Annotated in this window: 15 protein-coding genes; 2 read left to right on the forward strand and 13 right to left on the reverse strand. The window is 61.7% G+C overall.

Going from position 1 to position 19,957, the window contains the following annotated elements; genetic code table 11:
* Positions 1–63 precede the first annotated feature (63 nt).
* The 13 genes from AWM79_RS00200 to AWM79_RS00260 form a co-directional block, all read right to left on the reverse strand.
* A complete protein-coding gene (locus AWM79_RS00200; RefSeq protein ID WP_060781874.1) occupies positions 64–1,242 on the reverse strand; it encodes a BaiN/RdsA family NAD(P)/FAD-dependent oxidoreductase in 1,179 nt (392 codons plus the stop codon).
* Positions 1,243–1,256: 14 nt separating this feature from the next.
* Entirely contained in the window at positions 1,257–2,594 is a 1,338-nt protein-coding gene (dbpA, locus tag AWM79_RS00205) for an ATP-dependent RNA helicase DbpA (protein ID WP_244159639.1), read from the reverse strand.
* A gap of 212 nt (positions 2,595–2,806) precedes the next feature.
* Positions 2,807–4,234 (reverse strand): multidrug transporter subunit MdtD, encoded by a 1,428-nt coding sequence (gene mdtD / locus AWM79_RS00210; protein ID WP_060781875.1) that lies wholly within the window; start codon positions 4,232–4,234, stop codon positions 2,807–2,809.
* 34 nt (positions 4,235–4,268) lie between these two features.
* Positions 4,269–5,147 (reverse strand): alpha/beta fold hydrolase, encoded by an 879-nt coding sequence (locus AWM79_RS00215; RefSeq protein ID WP_060783920.1) that lies wholly within the window; start codon positions 5,145–5,147, stop codon positions 4,269–4,271.
* 230 nt (positions 5,148–5,377) lie between these two features.
* Positions 5,378–6,715: a TldD/PmbA family protein gene (locus AWM79_RS00220; protein WP_060781876.1), complete on the reverse strand. Its 1,338-nt coding sequence runs from the start codon at positions 6,713–6,715 to the stop codon at positions 5,378–5,380.
* Complete coding sequence (locus AWM79_RS00225) at positions 6,715–8,157, reverse strand: TldD/PmbA family protein (protein ID WP_017130036.1); 1,443 nt, start codon at positions 8,155–8,157, stop codon at positions 6,715–6,717. The genes AWM79_RS00220 and AWM79_RS00225 overlap by 1 nt, the downstream gene beginning before the upstream one ends.
* 147 nt (positions 8,158–8,304) lie before the next feature.
* On the reverse strand, positions 8,305–9,000 hold the full coding sequence (locus AWM79_RS00230; protein WP_017130035.1) for an RraA family protein: 696 nt from the start codon (positions 8,998–9,000) through the stop codon (positions 8,305–8,307).
* Positions 9,001–9,195: 195 nt separating this feature from the next.
* A complete protein-coding gene (gene betA, locus AWM79_RS00235) occupies positions 9,196–10,899 on the reverse strand; it encodes a choline dehydrogenase (RefSeq protein ID WP_017130034.1) in 1,704 nt (567 codons plus the stop codon).
* 114 nt (positions 10,900–11,013) lie between these two features.
* The gene (gene betB / locus AWM79_RS00240) at positions 11,014–12,486 is read right to left on the reverse strand and encodes a betaine-aldehyde dehydrogenase (RefSeq protein WP_017130033.1); all 1,473 of its coding nucleotides are present in this window, start codon (positions 12,484–12,486) and stop codon (positions 11,014–11,016) included.
* Between the two features lie 168 nt (positions 12,487–12,654).
* On the reverse strand, positions 12,655–13,263 hold the full coding sequence (gene betI, locus AWM79_RS00245; protein WP_017130032.1) for a transcriptional regulator BetI: 609 nt from the start codon (positions 13,261–13,263) through the stop codon (positions 12,655–12,657).
* Between the two features lie 320 nt (positions 13,264–13,583).
* Positions 13,584–14,762, reverse strand: coding sequence for a choline ABC transporter ATP-binding protein (gene choV / locus AWM79_RS00250; RefSeq protein ID WP_060781877.1), 1,179 nt, complete (start codon positions 14,760–14,762; stop codon positions 13,584–13,586).
* Positions 14,759–15,604 carry a choline ABC transporter permease subunit gene (gene choW, locus AWM79_RS00255; RefSeq protein ID WP_026012970.1) on the reverse strand — a complete coding sequence of 282 codons (846 nt, stop codon included), beginning with the start codon at positions 15,602–15,604 and terminating at the stop codon, positions 14,759–14,761. The genes choV and choW overlap by 4 nt, the downstream gene beginning before the upstream one ends.
* A gap of 69 nt (positions 15,605–15,673) precedes the next feature.
* Positions 15,674–16,621, reverse strand: coding sequence for a choline ABC transporter substrate-binding protein (locus tag AWM79_RS00260; RefSeq protein WP_017130029.1), 948 nt, complete (start codon positions 16,619–16,621; stop codon positions 15,674–15,676).
* 438 nt (positions 16,622–17,059) lie between these two features.
* On the opposite strand from AWM79_RS00260, the gene AWM79_RS00265 reads away from it, so the two are divergent.
* Both AWM79_RS00265 and gbdR read left to right on the forward strand, forming a co-directional pair.
* Complete coding sequence (locus AWM79_RS00265; RefSeq protein ID WP_017130028.1) at positions 17,060–18,436, forward strand: L-serine ammonia-lyase; 1,377 nt, start codon at positions 17,060–17,062, stop codon at positions 18,434–18,436.
* A 413-nt stretch (positions 18,437–18,849) separates the two neighbouring features.
* On the forward strand, positions 18,850–19,953 hold the full coding sequence (gbdR, locus tag AWM79_RS00270) for a choline metabolism transcriptional regulator GbdR (protein WP_017130027.1): 1,104 nt from the start codon (positions 18,850–18,852) through the stop codon (positions 19,951–19,953).
* Positions 19,954–19,957: the final 4 nt, after the last annotated feature.

Raw genomic sequence — 19,957 nt, forward strand, 5'->3', positions numbered from 1 at the left:
GCGGCGTTGCAATGGTGCGGTGCTCATCTCCAGAAAAAAATTATTCGGTGATCGAGTGGCATGTCAGACGAATTGCGCGGCCGCGTAGCCCGACGCCCAGGCCCACTGGAAATTGAAACCGCCGAGATGGCCGCTGACATCCAGCACTTCGCCGATAAAATACAGGCCAGGGGTTTTCAGCGACTCCATGGTCTTGGACGAGACTTCACGGGTGTCGATTCCGCCGAGGGTCACTTCGGCGGTGCGATAGCCTTCGGTGCCGGCGGGGACCACCTGCCAGTCGCCGAGCTTGCCCGCGACCTCGGCCAGTTCCGCTGGGGTGTACTGTTTCATGGGCTTGGAGACGAACCAGTGTTCGGCCAGCAGGTTGGCCATCTTCTTGGTGAACAGTTCGCCGAGCAGGGTTTTCAGCTCGCTGTTGGGCCGTTCGGTCTGTTGCTGTTGCAACCATTGCAGGGCGTCGTGGTCCGCCAGCAAGTTGATGTGCACGGTATCACCGGGTTGCCAGAACGAGGAAATCTGCAGGATCGCCGGACCGCTGAGGCCGCGATGAGTGAACAGGATATTTTCCCGGAAACTCTGGTCATTGCAGCTCACCAGGCAATCCACTGACGTCCCGGACAGCTCGCTGCACAATGCCTTGAGTTGATCGGTGATGGTGAACGGCACCAGGCCGGCGCGGGTTGGCAACAATCGGTGGCCGAACTGCTTGGCCACCTGATAGCCGAACCCGCTGGCGCCGAGGGTCGGAATCGACAGGCCACCAGTAGCGATGACCAGGGATTGGCAGCTGATCTGGCCGAGGGTGGTTTGCAGCAGATAGCCGCTTTCGAGTTTCTCGATGTGCTGGATTGAGGTGTTCAGGCGCAGATTGACGCCGGCCTGCTCGCATTCATCCAGGAGTATGTCGAGAATGTCGTTGGACTTGTTGTCGCAGAACAATTGGCCGAGTTTTTTCTCGTGATAGGGCACGCCGTGCTTGGCCACCATCGCGATGAAATCCCACTGGGTGTAGCGAGCCAGGGCCGACTTGCAGAAGTGCGGATTCTGCGAGAGAAAATTGCCGGGCTCGGTGTACAGGTTGGTGAAGTTGCAGCGCCCGCCGCCGGACATCAGGATTTTCTTCCCGGCCTTGTTGGCATGGTCGATCAGCATCACCTGGCGCCCACGGGCGGCGGCGGTAAAGGCGCACATCAGGCCGGCGGCACCGGCGCCGATGATCACAACTTCAGTAGCGGGCACAACGATGTCCTCTTTCAGAGAATCCGCACGCGCAGCGAGCGACCCTTGATCTTGCCGTCGTTCAGGCGTTGCAAGGCCTGCTTGGCAACACCGCGTTCTACCGCCACATAGGCCTGGAAATCGAAGATCGCGATCTTGCCGACTTGGGCGCCGGGAATCCCAGCGTCGCCGGTCAGGGCGCCGAGGATATCGCCCGGACGCACCTTGTCTTTGCGCCCGGCGGCGATGCACAGGGTGCTCATGGCCGGCAGCAACGGACCGCCGCCCTGGGACTTGAGGTTGTCGAGCTGGTCCCAGTTCAACGGCGATTTCTGCACCTCCTCGATAGCCCGTGCGCGCAGGCTTTCGGACGGCGCTACCAGGCTGATCGCCAGGCCGGTCTCGCCCGCCCGCCCGGTACGACCGACGCGGTGGATATGCATCTGCGAATCACGCGCCAGCTCGACGTTGATCACCATGTCCAGCGCATCGATATCCAGGCCGCGCGCCGCCACGTCGGTGGCCACCAGCACGCAGATGCTGCGGTTGGCGAACATCGCCAGGACTTGATCGCGGTCGCGCTGTTCCAGGTCGCCGTGCAGGGCCACGGCGGATACGCCCTTGGCGGTCAGGGTGTCGACGGTTTCCTGGACCTGCTGCTTGGTGAAGCAGAACGCCACGCAGGAGGCTGGGCGGAAATGGTTAAGCACCTTGAGCACCGCGTCCATGCGATCTTCCGGGGCAATCTCGTAGAAGCGCTGTTCGATCTGGCTGTCGGCATGCAGTGCCTCGGCCTTGACCTGCTGTGGGTTGCGCATGAATTTGGCGGCCAACTGCTTGATGCTCACCGGGTAGGTGGCGGAGAACAACAAGGTCTGTCGGCGCTCGGGAAGTTGGGCGATGATTTCCTCGATGGCGTCGTAGAAACCCATGTCGAGCATGCGGTCGGCTTCGTCGAGCACCAGGGTGTTGAGGCCGTGCAGGACCAGCGAGCCCTTGCGCAGATGCTGCTGGATGCGCCCTGGGGTGCCGACGATGATATGCGTGCCGTGTTCCAATGAAGCGATCTGCGGACCTAAGGCCACACCGCCGCAAAGAGTCAGCACCTTGATATTGTCTTCGGCGCGTGCCAGGCGGCGGATTTCCTTGGCGACCTGGTCGGCGAGTTCGCGGGTCGGGCAGATCACCAGGGCTTGGCAGCCATAGAAGCGCGGATTGATCGGGTTCAGTAGGCCGATGCCGAAGGCGGCGGTCTTGCCGCTGCCGGTCTTGGCCTGGGCGATCAGATCCATGCCCTTGAGAATCACCGGTAAGCTCTGCGCCTGAATCGGCGTCATCTGGGCGTAACCGAGGGAGTCGAGGTTAGCCAACATGGCAGCGGACAGGGGCAACGAGTTAAAAGCGGTGGCGATGGTGGTCACGGGACAAGCCTGCAAAACAAAATGTCGCGCAGTGTATCAGCCCTGGCCGGCGGTGCTGCAAATTCTGGATGAAAAGTAGCCAGAGAGTGTCGCCGCCGAGCCTGTTCAGGGCGGACACGCATCTGAGTGCGGCGTTTCGACACACCGGCTCGCCACAATGAGTGTCAATGCTCGATATGTACCTCGACCGATTTCGGCCGCTTGCCGTCCTGATGCGACAGTTGCAGGAAGATCGCCGACGCCAGCATCGCCATGCTGCCCACGGTGAGGAACGTCAGTTGGAAGGCGCCGAGCATCGTGTCCACGCCGTCGTTACCCACGGCCGCGGTAAAGCCGCCGAGCAGGGCACCGGCGCAGGCCACGCCGAGACTCAAGGACAGTTGCGCGACCACCGACAGCAGGCTGTTGCCGCTGCTGGCGGCGGCGTCGTCGAGGTCGATCAGGGTCACGGTGTTCATCGCGGTGAATTGCAGCGAGTTGATCGCCCCGGCAATCGCCAGCATGGCCAGTAGCAGCGGATACGGCGTGTGCTCGGAGACCAGGCCCAAGGCCGCGAGCATGATGCCCAGCGCCAGGGTGTTGCCGGTCAGCACGATGCGGTAGCCAAGGCGCTCGATCAGTGGCCGGGCAATCGACTTGGTGAGCATCGCCGCTGCCGCCAGGGGCAGCATGCTCATTCCGGCCTGGGACGGCGAATAACCCAGAGCCACCTGCAGTAGCAACGGCACCAGGAACGGCAGGGCGCCGCTACCCAGGCGGGCGAACAAGTTGCCGAGGATGCCCACCGCGAAGGTCCGAGTCTTGAACAACGAGGGGGCAAACAACGGGTTGTCGATATGTCCGGCGCGCAGCCAGTAAGCCGCCAGGCAGGCCAAGCCGGCGAACAGCAGCAACATCACCCGTAGGTGCGGCAGTTGCAGCTCGCCCAGGCCCTCCATAGCGATGGTGATTAGCAACATCGCCGCGCCGAACAACAGGAAACCGATACCGTCGAAGCGCGTAGGCTCGCCGCCGCGCAGGTCGGGAATCAATTTCCACACCGCATAACAGCCCACCAGGCCCACCGGCAGATTGATCAGGAAGATCCAGTGCCAGGTCAGGAATTGCACCATCCAGCCGCCCAGGGTCGGGCCGATCAACGGGCCGAGCAGGCTGGGGACGGCGATGAAACCCATGATCCGCACCAGCTCCGAACGTGGGTAGGCACGCAACACCAACAACCTGCCCACCGGCAGCATCAGCGAGCCGCCCAAACCCTGGATCACCCGTGCGCCCACCAGCATGTCGAGGGAACTCGACAGGGCACACAGCAGCGACCCGAGGCTGAACAGCAGGATCGCGCAGAAGAACACCCGCTTGGTGCCGAAACGGTCGCAAAGCCACCCCGAGGCCGGAATCAGTAATGCCACGGTGAGCATGTAGGCAATCACCACACCCTGCATACGCAACGGATTTTCCGCCAGGTCGAGGGCCATGGACGGCAGGGCGGTGTTGAGGATGGTCCCATCGAGGGACTGCATGAAGAAGGCGATGGCCACCACCCAGGGCAGCCCGCGAGCGGTTGTTGTATCCAGCGGGGCACGGTGGGGCATGGGCAGCTCTTTTGTTAGCTGGCTATAGGGCCGATTATGCCTGATCGGTTTGGGCCTGGGCGCTCCGGCAAGGTTCTATTTGATCCTTCGACAGCAGAAAACCGAGCAGGGCTCGATGAACGTTGTCGGCTGCCACCCGCGACTCCAGGTCGAGCAGGTGGCCAGTGTCCTCGGCCACTGAAAAACTGCAATGGGGGATGTGCTGCTGGAACTTCTGGGCGCCTTCGGCGGGGGTGTAGATATCCTTGGCGCCGTTGATGAAGTGTACTGGGGTGCGGATTGCGGACAGCGACCGCAGGTAGTTGCCGTCGCCCAGTTGCAGCACCTGGTCGATATGAAAGCGCGCCTGGCGGTATTCGGTGCTGGCCATGGCACTGAGGTGCTGGTGGTTGGTGGCCTTCAGGCGGGGAGGGAGAAAATGACCGACGGTGTCGTTGAGCAGATGGCCGATAGCCGACTTGTCGTCGACCTGGATCAGCTCGTGTACCCGCTGCACGTAAGCCAGCATCGGCGGGTTGAGGTCGGGGGCAAGGGCCATGATCACCGAACTCTGGATGCTGGGCGGATTCCTCGCCAGGGTCAACAGGCTGGAGATACCGCCCCACGAGGCCGACACCAGGTGATTGACCTCGAAGCGTTCCACCAGCGCCAGGAGCATTTCCACCTCGTCGTCCTTGGTCACCAATCCTGGATCGGGATTATAGGGCTGTGAGCGACCGGCGAAGGGCAGGTCGAACAGCAGCACGTTGAAGTGCTCGGCCAGGCATTTGCTGGTGCGAGCGAAGGACGAGGTGGTGGAGAGGGCGCCATTGACCAGCAGCGCGGTATTGCGCCGCGGATCGTCGCCGATGCGCTGGACATGAACGTTTAAATGCTTGAACAGATTGTTGATGACGAAGCTTCCTTGATTCATATCAAACTCCAGCAAAAACACCTTCGGCGAGTGAAAGAGGCGCAGCATTGAATGACGAAATCGCGGGTGAAGCCTGTTGACTTTATGATGAGGTCGAACGAAATGGTCGGTGTTAATGCTGCGCCGAATGAAGGGATATGTATAGCCCGCCAGGGTCTTACGGGACAACCGTCGGAACGGATGAGCCCCTTGATCGTTCCTCGCTTCGCAGGGTAACGATCAGTGCCGGGTTAGAGGGTCAGCGTCAGCTTGCGAACTAGCGCCCCCGGCAGCAGGCTCGACGCCGTCTGCCGCTGATCGTAGGTACTGGCCGACAATAGCAATTCGCGCTCCTGGGTCAGGGCTTCCAGTTGAGTACCCAGCAGGCTGTAGACGCTGTCGTCGAAGCGCATGGTGCTGACCGGCGCCTGGATCTCGCCGTTCTCCACCCAGAAAGTGGCGAAACGGGTCATGCCGGTCATGCGCCCGGCCGATTGGTCCGAGTAGTTCAGGTACCACAAGTTGCTGATATACAGGCCAGTGCCCAGTTTCTCCAGAACGTGCTGTTGCGCTAACTGCCCGGCCTTCATCTCCAGGGCGCTGGGGTATTCGCCACTGCCCGCGCCGTTGGCGGTCAGGCCGTATTCGGCGGCGCTGCGGGAGTTGATCATCTGCTCGTTGGCCGAGCCCTTGGCAACCAGCGACAGGTCGCCGCGCGGATAACCTTCGTTGGAAAACGCCGGGCTCAAGGAGCCGCTGACCTGCTCGTTCAACCAGACGAGCGGGTGGAACGAAGCTTCGTTGGCGTACAGCTTCTGCAGGGGACTGTGCTTGTTGGCGATGGCCTGGGCCGAGAAACCGCCCCAGCGGAGCATGCCCATGATTTCTTCCAGCGCCGCTGGCGCCAGGTACGCCCGGTACTCGCCGGGGGCGAGGGTACGCAATGGCCGCCCAAGAAACCCCAGTTGTTCGCGAGCCTGTTGGAGGCGCCGGGCGAAGGCGTCGCTGTCCCATTCATGGCCGGCATAGCTGGCTTTCACCGCCTGGCCGTTTTCGTGGAACAGGCTCCAATCGAAATTGAAACTATTGGCCTGATGCCAACCGAACGCCCCGTCGGAGCTGGCAAAACCTCGGCTGATGGGGCCGGCGGCATAGAAACCGACCAGATCCAGACCGGTCGCGGCGCGGCGTATCTCTTCCAGGACTCGGGCGGTGTCCGGCAGCGGTTGATTCTGCACATGGCGACTTTGCCAGGCGTCGTGATTGAGTAACAGGTACGGATCGGCGGACAACAACGGCAAGGTTTCGCGCAACTGTTGCAGGCCGTCGGACAGGCGCTGGCGATCCAGCTCCAGTTCACCGCAGAGGGTGATTTGCAGGTCCGCATGCCTTTGCGCATCGATCAGTTTGACGCTCAGCCTGGCTTGTCGCACCTGCCCGGCCTGGCGCACACGACCGTGGTTGAAGCGGATGAACTGCGAAGATTCGGCGGCATAACCCAGGGTGAATTGTTCCGTGTCCCGCAGATGCTCGCGCAAATCTTGCACCAGTGCCTGGAAGTGTTCCACCTGACTCAGTGACTGATCCATCAGGCATCTCCTCCAAACACGTCGACATGGCTGAATACACAGGCGGGCGAAGCGTGCCCGACGCGAATGATCTGATTGGGCTCGCCCTTGCCGCAGCTCGGCGTGCCCAGGACCTGGAAGGTGCTGGCATCGCCGACCGCGATGAGGTTGCGCCAGAACTGTGCGGAAATCGCCCGGTAGTTGGGGTTCTTGACCACGCCCTTGAGTTCGCCGTTTTCGATCAACTGGCCCCATTCGCAGCCGAACTGGAATTTGTTGCGCGCATCGTCGATCGACCACGAGCGGTTGGTGGACATCAGGATGCCCTTCTCGATACCGCCGACCAACTGTCCGAAGGACTGGTCCCCCGGTTCGATATTCAGGTTCGCCATGCGGTCGATTGGCGGTCGGTTCCAACTGCTGGCGCGGCTGTTGGCGACGCCTTCCAGACCGCTGCGGAACTGCGACAGCGCGCCTCCCAGCGGTCGCAGCAACAAGCCTTGGCGGATCAGGAACTGTTTGCGGGCGGCGCTGCCGTCGTCGTCATGCCCGTAGCTGGCCAACTGTTCCGGGATCTGCGGATCGAAGGTCACGTTGAGTAGCGGCGAACCGTACTGCAGGTGACCGAAGTCACTGGCCTTGACGAAGCTGGTGCCGGCGTAATTGCGTTCGTCGCCGAGGATCCGGTCCAGCTCCAGCGGGTGACCGATGGATTCGTGGATCTGCAAGATCATCTGGTCCGGCGTCAGCAGCAGGTCGCGTGGACCCGACGGGGTGTTGGGGGCCAGCAGTAATTGCAGGGCCTGGTCGGCGATCCGCGCGCCGGCGCCGATCAGTCCGGAGCGATGGATCACCTCGGCGCTGCCTTGTTGGCCGAAGTTTTCGCGACCGAGGGTGCGGGTCTGGCTGTCCATGCCGTCGAAGGCGGTCACGCTCAGGCCTGGGAACACAAAACGTTGTGCCTGGCGCAACTGGGCCCCGGCGCTGTTGAGGTAGATCTGTTCGACATGGGTCACGCCGAGGCTGACTTCCCAGTTCACCAGGCGCTCGTCCCTGGGTACGGCGGCGGATTCGGCGGCGAGCAGGGCGTAGCAATCACTCAGCGAGGCGAAGGGTTGTTCAAGTTGTGGCGAGCAATAATCGCTGCGCTCGCTGGAGACGGCTTGCTCACGCAGGTCGAGCAGAGCGTGACCGGCAATCAGCCGGGCCTGCTCTTCGGCCCGTTGCAGAGCGGCCTGCAAGCCTTGTCGCGAGAGGTCGTTGGTGGCGGCATAGGCTTCGACACCGTTGACTCGCACGGTCAGCATCGCGCCTTCGTCGCGGCTCAGGCTGGGGGGCTCCGGGACGTTCTTGCGGACCGACAGGTATTGGCCGGACTCGCGAACATAACGCAGGGAAAAGAATTCAGCGCCCGTGCGCAAGGCAGCGAAGTGCTGCTTGAGCTGGGGGTGGAAGTCGAACATTGAGGAACCTCCCTGGAAATGGCAGCGGCGGCGACGAGGCACTTTAGGAGAGGCCCCAATGTCAGTCTGTCAGGAAAAGGCGATTTTGCGAACGACACAAACTTTGTAGAGGCCGGCTTGCCGGCTCCTACGAGGCAAGGTCTGGAGTTACAGCGGGCAACCCTTGGCCCGCAGAATCGCATCGAAACGATCCGGGTCCAGGGTGCCGGCTTCGATTGCCGCCAGGGTAGCTTTTTCCCGTGCCAGCAGGTCGTGGCAGCGGATCAGCAGTTCCGGCAGTTCGCTACGAGCCGCCGCGACCACGCCGTCACCGTCGCCGATCATCAGGTCACCTGGGGTTACTAGCATCCCGGCACAGGAAATCGGCACGTTGATTTCTCCACCACCATCGGTGCTCGGGCCACGGTGTACGCCACCGATGGCATAGGCCGGCAGCTCGCCGGTCTGCCATTCGTCGAGGTCGCGCAGGGCGCCGTTGATCACCACACCGACGATTCCGGCCTTGAGGGCCATGGCGCGCATGATGCCGCCGAACACGGCCCTGGTCAGGTCGGCGCTGCCGTCGATCACCAGCACATCGCCCGGACGAGCCATTTGCATGGCCTTGAGGATCATCAAGTTGTCGCCCGGACGCACGCGCACGGTCAAGGCATTACCCAGCATCGGGGTAGTGCCGTGGAAAGGCTTGAGGCCCAAGCCACCGACGTTGCGTCCCAGGCAGTCGCTGACGGCGGCGGCAGGGATCTTGCTGAATTCATTCAGCCATTTAGGATCGAGCGGTTCAGGATTCGGGTTGATCAGGTAGCCGGTAGGCCATTTGCTCGAAGAAACGACATCAAACATGGGGGAGCCTCGTGGCCAGCAATGTGGCGGTGTGTCGATTGGGGCGGGTGAAACGTTTGCGCGCCAATAGATTAGGCCTGCGCGAAGGTAGGAGCAAGGGTAGAACGATGGAGGATTGTTTACCTTGTTTGGTGGGAGTGGGCGTGATAGCCCTGTGGCGAGCGGCTCGGCGGAACGCCGCTCACCACAGGCAGGTTACTGCGCGATATGGCTCACTTCGCGCAGCGGCTGGCCACGCACCGGTTTCTGGCCGGCCACATAGTATTGCGCTTTGCTGCGCGGCAGCGGCTGGCGGCCACGGATCTTGTCGGCGATTTTCTCGGCGATCATGATCGTCGGCGCGTTCAGGTTGCCGGTGGTGATGATCGGCATGATCGAGGCATCGACCACGCGCAGGCCCTGCATGCCCTGCACGCGGCCCTGGCCGTCGACCACCGCCATCTCGTCGCTGCCCATCTTGCACGAGCAGGACGGGTGGAACGCGGTCTCGGCGTGCTCACGGACAAACTGGTCCAGTTGTTCGTCGGTCTGCACCTCGATGCCTGGGCTGATTTCGCGGCCACGGTAAGCGTCCAGTGCCGGCTGCTGCATGATTTCCCGAGTCAGGCGAATGCCGTCGCGGAACTCCTGCCAGTCCTGCTCGGTGGACATATAGTTGAACAGGATGCTCGGGTGCTGGCGCGGGTCCTTGGACTTGATCCGCACGCGACCACGACTGGGCGAGCGCATGGAGCCCATGTGCGCCTGGAAACCGTGTTCCTTGACGCCGTTGCTGCCGTTGTAATTGATCGCCACCGGCAGGAAGTGGTACTGGATGTTCGGCCATTCGAATTGTGCGCGGGTGCGGATAAAGCCACCCGCTTCGAATTGGTTGCTGGCGCCGATGCCGGTGCCGTTGAACAGCCATTGGGCACCGATAGCCGGCTGGTTCCACCACAGCAGCGAGGGGTACAGCGAGACCGGCTGGGTGCAGGCGTATTGCAGGTACAACTCCAGGTGATCCTGGAGGTTCTCGCCGACGCCTGGCAGGTCGTGGACCACTGGGATGTCCAGGCTTTCGAGCAACTGACGCGGGCCGACCCCGGAGCGCTGCAACAGTTGTGGCGAGGCGATCGCGCCGCTGCTGACGATGACTTCCTTGCGGGCACGGGCCTCGACCCGCTCCTCGGCGCTGCCCAGCAGGTACTGTACGCCTACCGCCCGTTTACCTTCGAAGAGGATCTTGTCGCTCAGGGCGTGGGTAACGATGGTCAGGGTCGAGCGCTGTCTGGCGGTGTCCAGGTAGCCACGGGCGGTGCTGGCGCGACGGCCGTTGGGCGTCACGGTGCGGTCCATTGGGCCGAAGCCTTCCTGCTGGTAGCCGTTGAGGTCGTCGGTCCGTGGATAACCGGCCTGTACGCCGGCTTCCACCATGGCGTGGAACAGCGGGTTGTTGCCGGCCTTGGGCGTGGTCACGCTGACCGGGCCGTCGCCGCCGTGGTAGTCGTTGGCGCCGATGTCGCGGGTTTCCGCCTTGCGAAAATACGGCAGGCAGTCGAGGTAGCTCCAGTCTTCCAGGCCGGGCAGCCTGGCCCAGCCGTCGTAGTCCAGGGCGTTGCCACGGATGTAGCACATGCCGTTGATCAGCGATGAGCCACCGAGGCCCTTGCCGCGACCGCACTCCATGCGACGACCGTCCATATGCGGTTCCGGATCGGTCTCGTAGGCCCAGTTGTAGCGCCGGCCTTGCAGTGGGAATGCCAGGGCGGCGGGCATCTGGGTGCGAAAGTCGAAACGATAGTCGGGACCGCCGGCTTCGAGCAGCAGGACCGTGACGCCTTCGTCTTCGGTCAGGCGGCTGGCCAGGGTGTTACCGGCCGAGCCGGCGCCGATGATGATGTAATCGAATTCTTGGGACATGACAGGTAGCCCTCGTGGAAGTGGATCGGGGCACAGGCCGCAGCGGTTCAAATGCGGCGAGGGGGCTGGTCGGAACTCCCCCTCGCCGCACAGGCCACTAGACCCGCGTCAGAGTCAGAACACCGAGGCGTAATCGCCCAGCTCGACCTGCACCGATTTGATCCGGGTGAAATTATTCAGCGAGCTGATGCCGTTCTCACGACCGACACCCGACTGCTTGTAACCGCCTACCGGCATCTTCGCGTCGGACTCGCCCCAGGCATTGATCCAGCAGATACCGGCTTGGAGCTGATGAATCACGCGGTGGGCGCGGTTCAGGTCGCGGGTGACCACACCGGCAGCCAGGCCGAAGTCGGTATCGTTGGCCCGGCGGATCACTTCATCTTCGGTCTCGTAGCTAAGAATGCTCATGACCGGGCCGAAGATTTCTTCGCGAACGATGGTCATCTCGTCAGTGCAGTCGGTGAACACGGTCGGCGCCACGTAGGCGCCGTTGGCGAACTCGCCGGCGCTCAGGCGTTCGCCACCGCACAGCAGGCGGGCGCCTTCTGCCTTGCCCTTGGCGATGTAGCCCAGCACGCTTTCCATGTGGGCGAAGCTGACCAGCGGACCGAAATTGGTGTTCTCGTCTTGTGGGTTACCGACGCGAATCCGTGCCACGCGCTCGGCGATCTTGGCTTCGAATGCGGTTTTCAGGTGGCTCGGCACGAACACGCGGGTGCCGTTGGTACAGACCTGGCCGGAGCTGTAGAAGTTGGCCATCATTGCCGTGTCGGCGGCGCGATCGAGGTCGGCGTCGTCGAAGATGATCAGTGGCGACTTGCCGCCCAGTTCCATGGTCACGTCCTTGAGCGACGAGCTGGATGCGCTGGCCATAACCTTCTTGCCAGTGTCGGTGCCACCGGTGAAGGAGACTTTCTCGATGCGCGGATGCTCGGTCAGCCAGGTCCCGACTTCACGGCCGCTGCCGGTGAGGACGTTGAACACACCGTCCGGAACGCCGGCTTCGGTGTAGATCTCGGCCAGTTTCAGGGTGGTCAGCGAGGTGACTTCGCTGGGTTTGAAGATCATCGCGTTGCCAGCCGCCAGCGCCGGCGCGGATTTCCACAGGGCAATCTGAATCGGGTAATTCCAGGCGCCGATACCGGCAACCACGCCCAGCGGCTCGCGACGGGTGTAGACGAATGAAGTGCTACGCAGCGGAATCTGCTCGCCTTCGATGGCGGGCACCAGACCGGCGTAGTATTCCAGTACGTCGGCACCGGTGACGATATCGACATAACGGGTTTCGGAGTAGGCCTTGCCGGTGTCCAGGGTTTCCAGGGCGGCCAGTTCATCGTTGCGCTCGCGCAGGATATCCACGGCGCGGCGCAGGATGCGCGAACGTTCCATGGCGGTCATCGCCGCCCAGATTTTCTGGCCCTTCTCGGCACTGGTCACGGCGCGCTCGACGTCTGCTTGGGTCGCACGTTGCACCTTGGCGAGCACTTCACCGTTAGCCGGGTTGATGGCATCGAAAGTGGCTTCGCCGCTGGCGTCGGTGTAACCGCCATCGATGTAGAGTTTTTGCAGTTCGAAACGGGCCATAGAGTCCTCGCAAGTGCATCAGTGGTTGGGCTAAACACGACTGCGGGCTGGGCACCTTCGGTGCATGCAGGTAAGACTGCGTTGAACACTCCTTCGTCTTACCTGCGCTCGCTAGGGTTTTAAACCCTGTGCCGAGTGGTCAAACGGGCCACCCGTTAGTGTGTATGACTACGCCTGGGTGCCGTAGTGCTCCTGCTTAGCCAGTTGCAAATCCATATATTCATAAGCGATCCGTTGCGCCTGCACGGTGTCGAAAGCATCTCCCGACAACGCGCCGCGCAACCACAAACCGTCGATCAACGCCGCCAGGCCCCGTGCCGCGCTACGGGCGGCGGGCGGCGCCAGGGCGCGGCGGAACTGGCAACACAGGTTGGAATACAGACGGTGATCGTTGATCCGCTGCAACCTGTGCAAAGACGGCTGGTGCATGCTGCTGGCCCAAAAGGCCAACCAGGTTTTCATCGCCGGGCCATTGACCTGGCTGGCATCGAAGTTACCTTCGATAATCACTTGCAGATGGGCCCGCGGGCTGTCATCGGCCAGTGCCTGGCGGCGCGCGGCGATATTGTCGGTCAGGGCGCTCATCAGATACCGCATCGTGGCGGCGAGCAGGCCGTTCTTGTCTTGAAAATAGTGACTGATGATGCCATTCGAGACACCCGCCAAGCGGGCGATCAGCGCGATGCTGGCGTCTGCCATTCCGACCTGATCGATCGCGGTCAAGGTGGCTTCGATCAATTGTTGGCGGCGTATGGGTTGCATACCGATCTTGGGCATGGTTCTGCTCTCCTTGGGCCCGCCGGCAGACATAGAACGGCTATCGGCTTGTGGATCAGTTTATTTTGTTTTGATTGATCGTTCAATCAACAAAAAGTCGGCGACGAATCGTCACCGCCTACAGTTTTTTCCTATAGGCAGTCGGCGGAGACAGGATCTTTGAAAAAACACCGAAGCTGCGGGCATGCCGGCGAAGCGTTTGGCCGTCTTGAGGGGCATTCCTCGCGGTTCGGCGTCTCGACAAGCTCAGCGCCGACACGCGTGATGTCACCCCGAAAACAACAACGCCGCGATCCTTTCGCGGCGTTGTTGCGTCGGTCTCAACCCAGGTTCTTGCCCAATAGAGCATGGTACAACTCGCTGTCGCCGAGAATCCCGACCAGCTTGTTGTTGTCGTGCAGCACCAGCTTGTTGCCGGTCTGGTAGCGGATCTGCAGCGCGTCGCGCATACCGATATTCGAATCTACCAGGGTCGGGCTGCGGCCCAGACTCTCGACGGTCTGGCCCTGTACCCAACTTTGCAGGTTCAGGTCGGCACCGTTCTGGCGGGCGCCTTTGATGGTGTCGCCTTCGGCCAGATCGATCCACGAGTCGCCACCCGGATCGATGCACACTGAGCCATTGACGCGTTTGCAGTTGTCCAGGGCGCGCATCAGGCTGCGACCGCAGAGCACATTGAGCGGGTTGGTATGGGCGACGAAGGTGCGTACATATTCGTCCGCCGGGTTGAGCACGATTTCTTCAGGCTTGCTGTACTGGATGATCCGGCCGTCTTTCATGATCGCGATGCGGCTGCCCAGTTTCAGCGCTTCGTCGAGGTCGTGGCTGACGAACACGATGGTTTTCGCCAGTTTGTTCTGCAGGGTCAGCAGTTCGTCCTGCAGGCCCTGGCGGATCAGCGGGTCGAGGGCCGAGAACGGTTCGTCCATCAGCAGGATATCGGCATCCATTGCCAAGGCGCGGGCCAGGCCGACCCGTTGCTGCATACCGCCAGACAACTCATCGGGCTTCTTATTACGCCATTGGGTCAGGCCCACCAGCTCAAGCTTTTCGTCCACCAGCTTGCGCCGTTCCTTTTCCGGGCGTCCCTGCATTTCCAGGCCAAAGCTGATGTTCTCGCGCACCGTCAGCCAGGGCATCAGAGCGAACTTCTGGAACACCATGGCGATGCGCTGGGTGCGCATCATCTTCAGTTCGGCGTCGGTGCAGTGGGCGATATCGATGGGTCGACCTTCATGCTCGACGAACAAATGGCCACGGCTGACCGTGTTCAGGCCGTTGATGCAACGCAGCAGGCTGGACTTACCGGAGCCGGAGAGGCCCATCAGTACACAAATCTCGCCTTTCTCGATTGCCAGGCTGGCATTCTCGACGCCGACGATCTGCCCGGTTTTCTTCAGGATTTCTTCCCGCTTGAGGCCTTTGTCCAGCAGCGCGAGGGCCTCACGCGGGTTCTTGGAGAAGATAACGTCTACCTTGTCGAAGCGGATTATGCTCATGCGTCACCCCTTGCCGGTGCGTCGGGTTGTTTGCAGATACGGTCGAGCATGATTGCCAGCAATACAATCGCCAGGCCGGCCTCGAAGCCCAGGGCGATATCAGCGGTGTTCAGTGCGTTGACCACGGGCTTGCCCAGGCCATCGGCTCCTACCAGTGCAGCGATCACCACCATCGACAACGACAGCATGATGCACTGGGTGATACCGGCGGCGATGCTCGGCATGGCGTGGGGCAGCTCGATGCGTGCGAGCAACTGGCGGCGCGAGCAGCCAAAGGCCTTGCCGGCGTCCATCAATTCCTGCGGTACATCCTGGATGCCCAGGTAGGTCAGGCGGATGGGGGCGGCAATCGCGAACACCACCGTGGAAATCAGGCCGGGCACCACGCCCAGACCGAAGAGGGTCAGGGTCGGAATCAGGTACACGAATGTCGGTACGGTCTGCATCAGGTCGAGGACCGGACGCATCAGGGTGTAAAACATCGGCTTGTGCGCGGCGACAATGCCCAGCGGCACGCCGATGACCACGCAGACCAGGGTGGCGAACATCACCTGGGCGAGGGTTTCCATGGTTTCCTGCCAGTACCCCAGGTTGAGGATCAGCAGGAATGAAGCGACCACGAAGGCGGTCAGCCCCCATTTGCGCTGGATAAAGTGGGCGATCAGGGCGATCAGCGCGATCAATGCCAGCGGATTGAACCAGGCCAGCGCAAACGTTACGCCGTGGATCATCGTTTCCAGGGTCGAAGCGATCGCATCGAAGTAGTTGGCCCCGTTCTGGGTCAACCATTCAACGAAGGCGGCGATGTACTGGCCTAGAGGGATTTTGTGTTCAGTCAGCATGGTATTGAACGTCCACATGCGGGGGAATAAATGCAGGCGCCGGTGAGCAGGCCCGCCCGGCGTCGGCGGTCATTGCGCGAGCTTGGCTTTCACGGCGTCCAGGCCAGGTTTGCTGTCAATGGTGGTCACGCCGGCCAGCCAGGTATCGAGTACCTGTGGATTGTTCTTCAACCAAGCCTTGGCCGCGGCTTCAGGCTTCATCTTGTCGTCGAGGATGTTGCCCATCAGCGAGCTTTCCATGTCGACGGTGAATTCGAGGTTCTTCAGCAACTGGCCGACATTGCTGCACTCTTGCACGTAGCCCTTGCGGGTGTTGGTCGCCACGGTGGCCGCGCCGAAGTCCGGGCCGAAGAAGTCGTCGCCGCCGGTCAAGTACTGGATCTTGAAACGCTTGTTCATGGGGTGCGGCGCCCAGCCGAGGAAGACCACCGCGGTGTCGCGTTTCTGTGCCCGGTCGACCTGGGAAAGCATGCCCGCTTCGCTGGATTCGACGACCTTGAAACCGGCGTCCTTGAGGCCGAAGGCGTTCTTGTCGATCATGCTCTGGATCAGGCGGTTGCCGTCGTTGCCCGGCTCGATGCCGTAGATCTTGCCGTCCAGTTCCTTCTTGAACTTGACGATATCGGCGAAGTCATGCAGACCCTTGTCATACAGCGCCTGGGGCACGGCCAGGGTGTATTTGGCGCCCTTGAGGTTGGTGCGCACTACATCCACGGTACCGGCGTCACGGTAGGCCTTGATGTCATTCTCCATGGTCGGCATCCAGTTGCCGAGGAAGATGTCCATGTTCTTGCCGTCGGCCAGGGACTTGTAGGTGACCGGCACGGAAATCATCGTGGTCTTGGTCTTGTAGCCAAGGGCCTGCAGCACGACGCTGGTGGTGGCGGTAGTGGCGGTAATGTCTGTCCAACCGACATCGGAGAAGTTCACGGTACTGCACTGCGCCGGTTCCGCGGCGTGGGCCAACAGCGGGAGACTCAGCATAGTGGCCAACAACAACGAGGGGGAACCTTTCATGGGGGTAGACTCCTATGTGTTTTTTTTGGCAGTGTCCGACTGGACCATCGCGCTTAATTGTTCTGTTGCGGTTGGAGGCGTCGAGGGCAGCTCTACCCCGGTATCCTGCAATCGAGTCGAGACTGATCATGTACCAGCCTGAATATGTCGCCTACAGGGTGCGTCGTATCCAGTACAGGGAGAGTCGCATCCAGTGTCGGTGAGGTCGTTTACAGATTTTTTCGCTGCTTTTTTCTTCCCGGAATCGCGAAAGAGCGTTGAAAAAAACCTGTCGGCGGCGGCTGGCGTAGATAGACATGAGTGCGTCGGTGCCAGACGTCGAGCACCGATTCAAAAGGCTGATGATGCCGTCATTCCGGCGGGTCGCAGCTACGAACGTAGCCGTCCGCCACCAGGCGTTTCAACGTCTGGAACCTGCATCCAGAGGGCGTCACGGTCATGGCAATCAGCGTATTCGACCTGTTCAAGATCGGCATCGGTCCGTCCAGCTCCCATACCGTGGGACCCATGCGGGCGGCGGCGTTGTTCGTGCAAAAACTGCGCGAGCGCGGTGCCCTGGAGCGGGTTTGTCGGGTCGAGGTGCGGCTCTATGGTTCGCTGTCGGCCACTGGTATCGGCCACGGCAGCGACAACGCGGTCATCATGGGGTTGATGGGTGAGTGGCCGGATGCGATCGATCCGACGCAAATCGGCTTGCGCATCGCTACTCTGCGAGAAACCGATACGCTGTTGCTCGACAATCGCTTGCCGATTCCCTTTGTCTGGGCGCGCGACATGCAACTGATCGACGAGAACCTGCCGTTCCATCCCAATGCCATGACCCTGGTCGCCTTCGATGGCGCTGGCGAGCTGCATCGTGACACCTACTATTCGGTCGGAGGTGGGTTTGTCGTTGACGCGGAGCAAGCAGCCAGCGGTGTCGCGGATAGGGACCAGACCGTACTGGCGTATGATTTTTCCAGTGCGGTCGAGCTGCTCGAATTGTGCCGCAAACATAACCTGCGAGTGGCGCAGTTGATGATGGCGAATGAACGGAGCTGGCGCTCGGAGGACGAGATCCGCGCCAACTTGATGAAGCTCTGGCGGGCGATGCAAGATTGTGTCGAGCAGGGCCTCAAGCATGAGGGCATCCTGCCCGGCGGCTTGAATGTGCGTCGACGTGCAGCCAAATTGCACCGTAGCCTGCAGGAACTGAACAAGCCGAATGTAATCGGCTCGACCCTCGGGGCGATGGAGTGGGTCAACCTGTTTGCCCTCGCCGTCAATGAAGAGAACGCTGCCGGCGGGCGCATGGTGACGGCGCCGACCAATGGCGCAGCGGGGATCATCCCGGCGGTGTTGCACTATTTCATGAAGTTCAGCGACGCGGTGACCGATGCCCATGTCGTCGATTACTTCCTGGCAGCGGCGGCGGTCGGGATCCTTTGCAAGAAGAATGCTTCCATCTCCGGCGCCGAAGTCGGTTGCCAGGGCGAAGTCGGCTCCGCCTGCGCCATGGCTGCGGCGGGGTTGGCGCAGATCCTCGGGGCGACGCCGGAGCAGTTGTGCAACGCCGCCGAGATCGGCCTTGAACACAACCTCGGCCTGACCTGCGACCCGGTGGGCGGACTGGTGCAGGTACCTTGTATCGAGCGCAACGCGATTGCCGCGGTGAAGGCAATCAACGCCGCACAGATGGCCTTGCGTGGGGATGGCCAGCACTTTATTTCCCTGGACCGGGTGATTCGCACCATGCGTGATACCGGTGCCGATATGCACGACAAATACAAGGAGACTTCGCGGGGTGGATTGGCGGTCAGTGCAGTGGAGTGCTGATCGAGCCTGTGGACCTACCGCTTATCCTGGTGGCCCGTATTTGGGGCGTCGCAAACAGATAACTGAAACACCGGGGCAACAACCAGGATCGTGCCCCGTTACCGCCGGCCCACCGTGCTTGCGGTGACACTCTCGCCCGGCGCTTTGCTGCGCCCGAAACACAAGTGCTACCGATTTGCTCAAACCGCCGAAGCAGGGCGCCTACGGAACTTTTTCGCGCTTATAACCCGCACTCCTGGCAGGGGCTATATAGACACGCCGTCATGTCGTTTTCAGGAGTTATTGAATATGCATTCAACTTTAGGCATGGCAATTGCTCTGTCATCACAAAGCACCTTTTCCCCGTGGGAACGAGGGCAATAACAAGAGCCTCCGCTTGAGGCCATCACCCGCTTGTGTGAGGAGATACCGCGATGACGTCGTTTCAATCCGGGGTCCAGCCCCAGAACCGTGCGCCTCAATCCATCGGCTTCCTGCTGCTGGACAATTTCACGCTCATTTCCCTGGCCTCGGCGGTCGAGCCGCTGCGCATGGCCAACCAGCTGTCCGGTCGCGAGCTCTATCGCTGGACCACCCTGAGCGTCGATGGTGGACAGGTCTGGGCCAGCGACGGACTGCAGATCACGCCGGATGCCTCCATGCACAAAGCCCCGCCGATGGACACCGTGATTGTTTGCGGCGGCATTGGCATTCAGCGCACCGTGACCCGCGAGCATGTGTCCTGGTTGCAGAGTCAGGCTCGCCAGTCCCGCCGCCTCGGGGCGGTCTGCACCGGCAGTTGGGCGTTGGCCTGTGCCGGTCTGCTCGACGGCTTCGATTGCAGCGTGCACTGGGAGTGCCTGGCGTCGATGCAGGAGGCCTTTCCGCGCGTCGTCATGAGCACTCGCCTATTCACCCTCGACCGCAACCGCTTTACCAGCTCCGGCGGTACCGCGCCGCTGGACATGATGCTGCACCTGATCAGCCGCGATCACGGTCGTGAACTGTCGGCCGCGATTTCCGAGATGTTCGTCTACGAACGTATCCGCAACGAACAGGATCACCAGCGCGTGCCGCTCAAGCACATGCTCGGCACCAACCAGCCGAAGTTGCAGGAAATCGTCGCGTTGATGGAAGCCAACCTGGAAGAGCCGATCGACCTCGACGAGCTGGCCGTGTACGTCACCGTGTCCCGCCGGCAGTTGGAGCGGCTGTTCCAGAAGTACCTGCACTGTTCGCCGTCGCGCTACTACCTCAAGTTGCGGTTGATCCGGGCGCGGCAGTTGCTCAAGCAGACGCCGATGTCGATCATCGAAGTGGCGTCGGTCTGCGGCTTCGTCTCGACGCCGCACTTCTCCAAGTGCTATCGCGAGTACTTCGGCATTCCGCCACGTGACGAGCGCGTCGGCTCCAACACCACCCAGCAGGTGGCGATGATGCCGATTCCGCAGGCGCTGGTCCTGGCCCCGTTGTCCGGACCGATGTCGGCCTTGAGCCAGGCGCGCAACGAGTCGACGTTTGCCAGTGTGAGGCTCTAGTGGC

Source organism: Pseudomonas agarici (assembly GCF_001543125.1).
GTDB lineage: Bacteria > Pseudomonadota > Gammaproteobacteria > Pseudomonadales > Pseudomonadaceae > Aquipseudomonas > Aquipseudomonas agarici.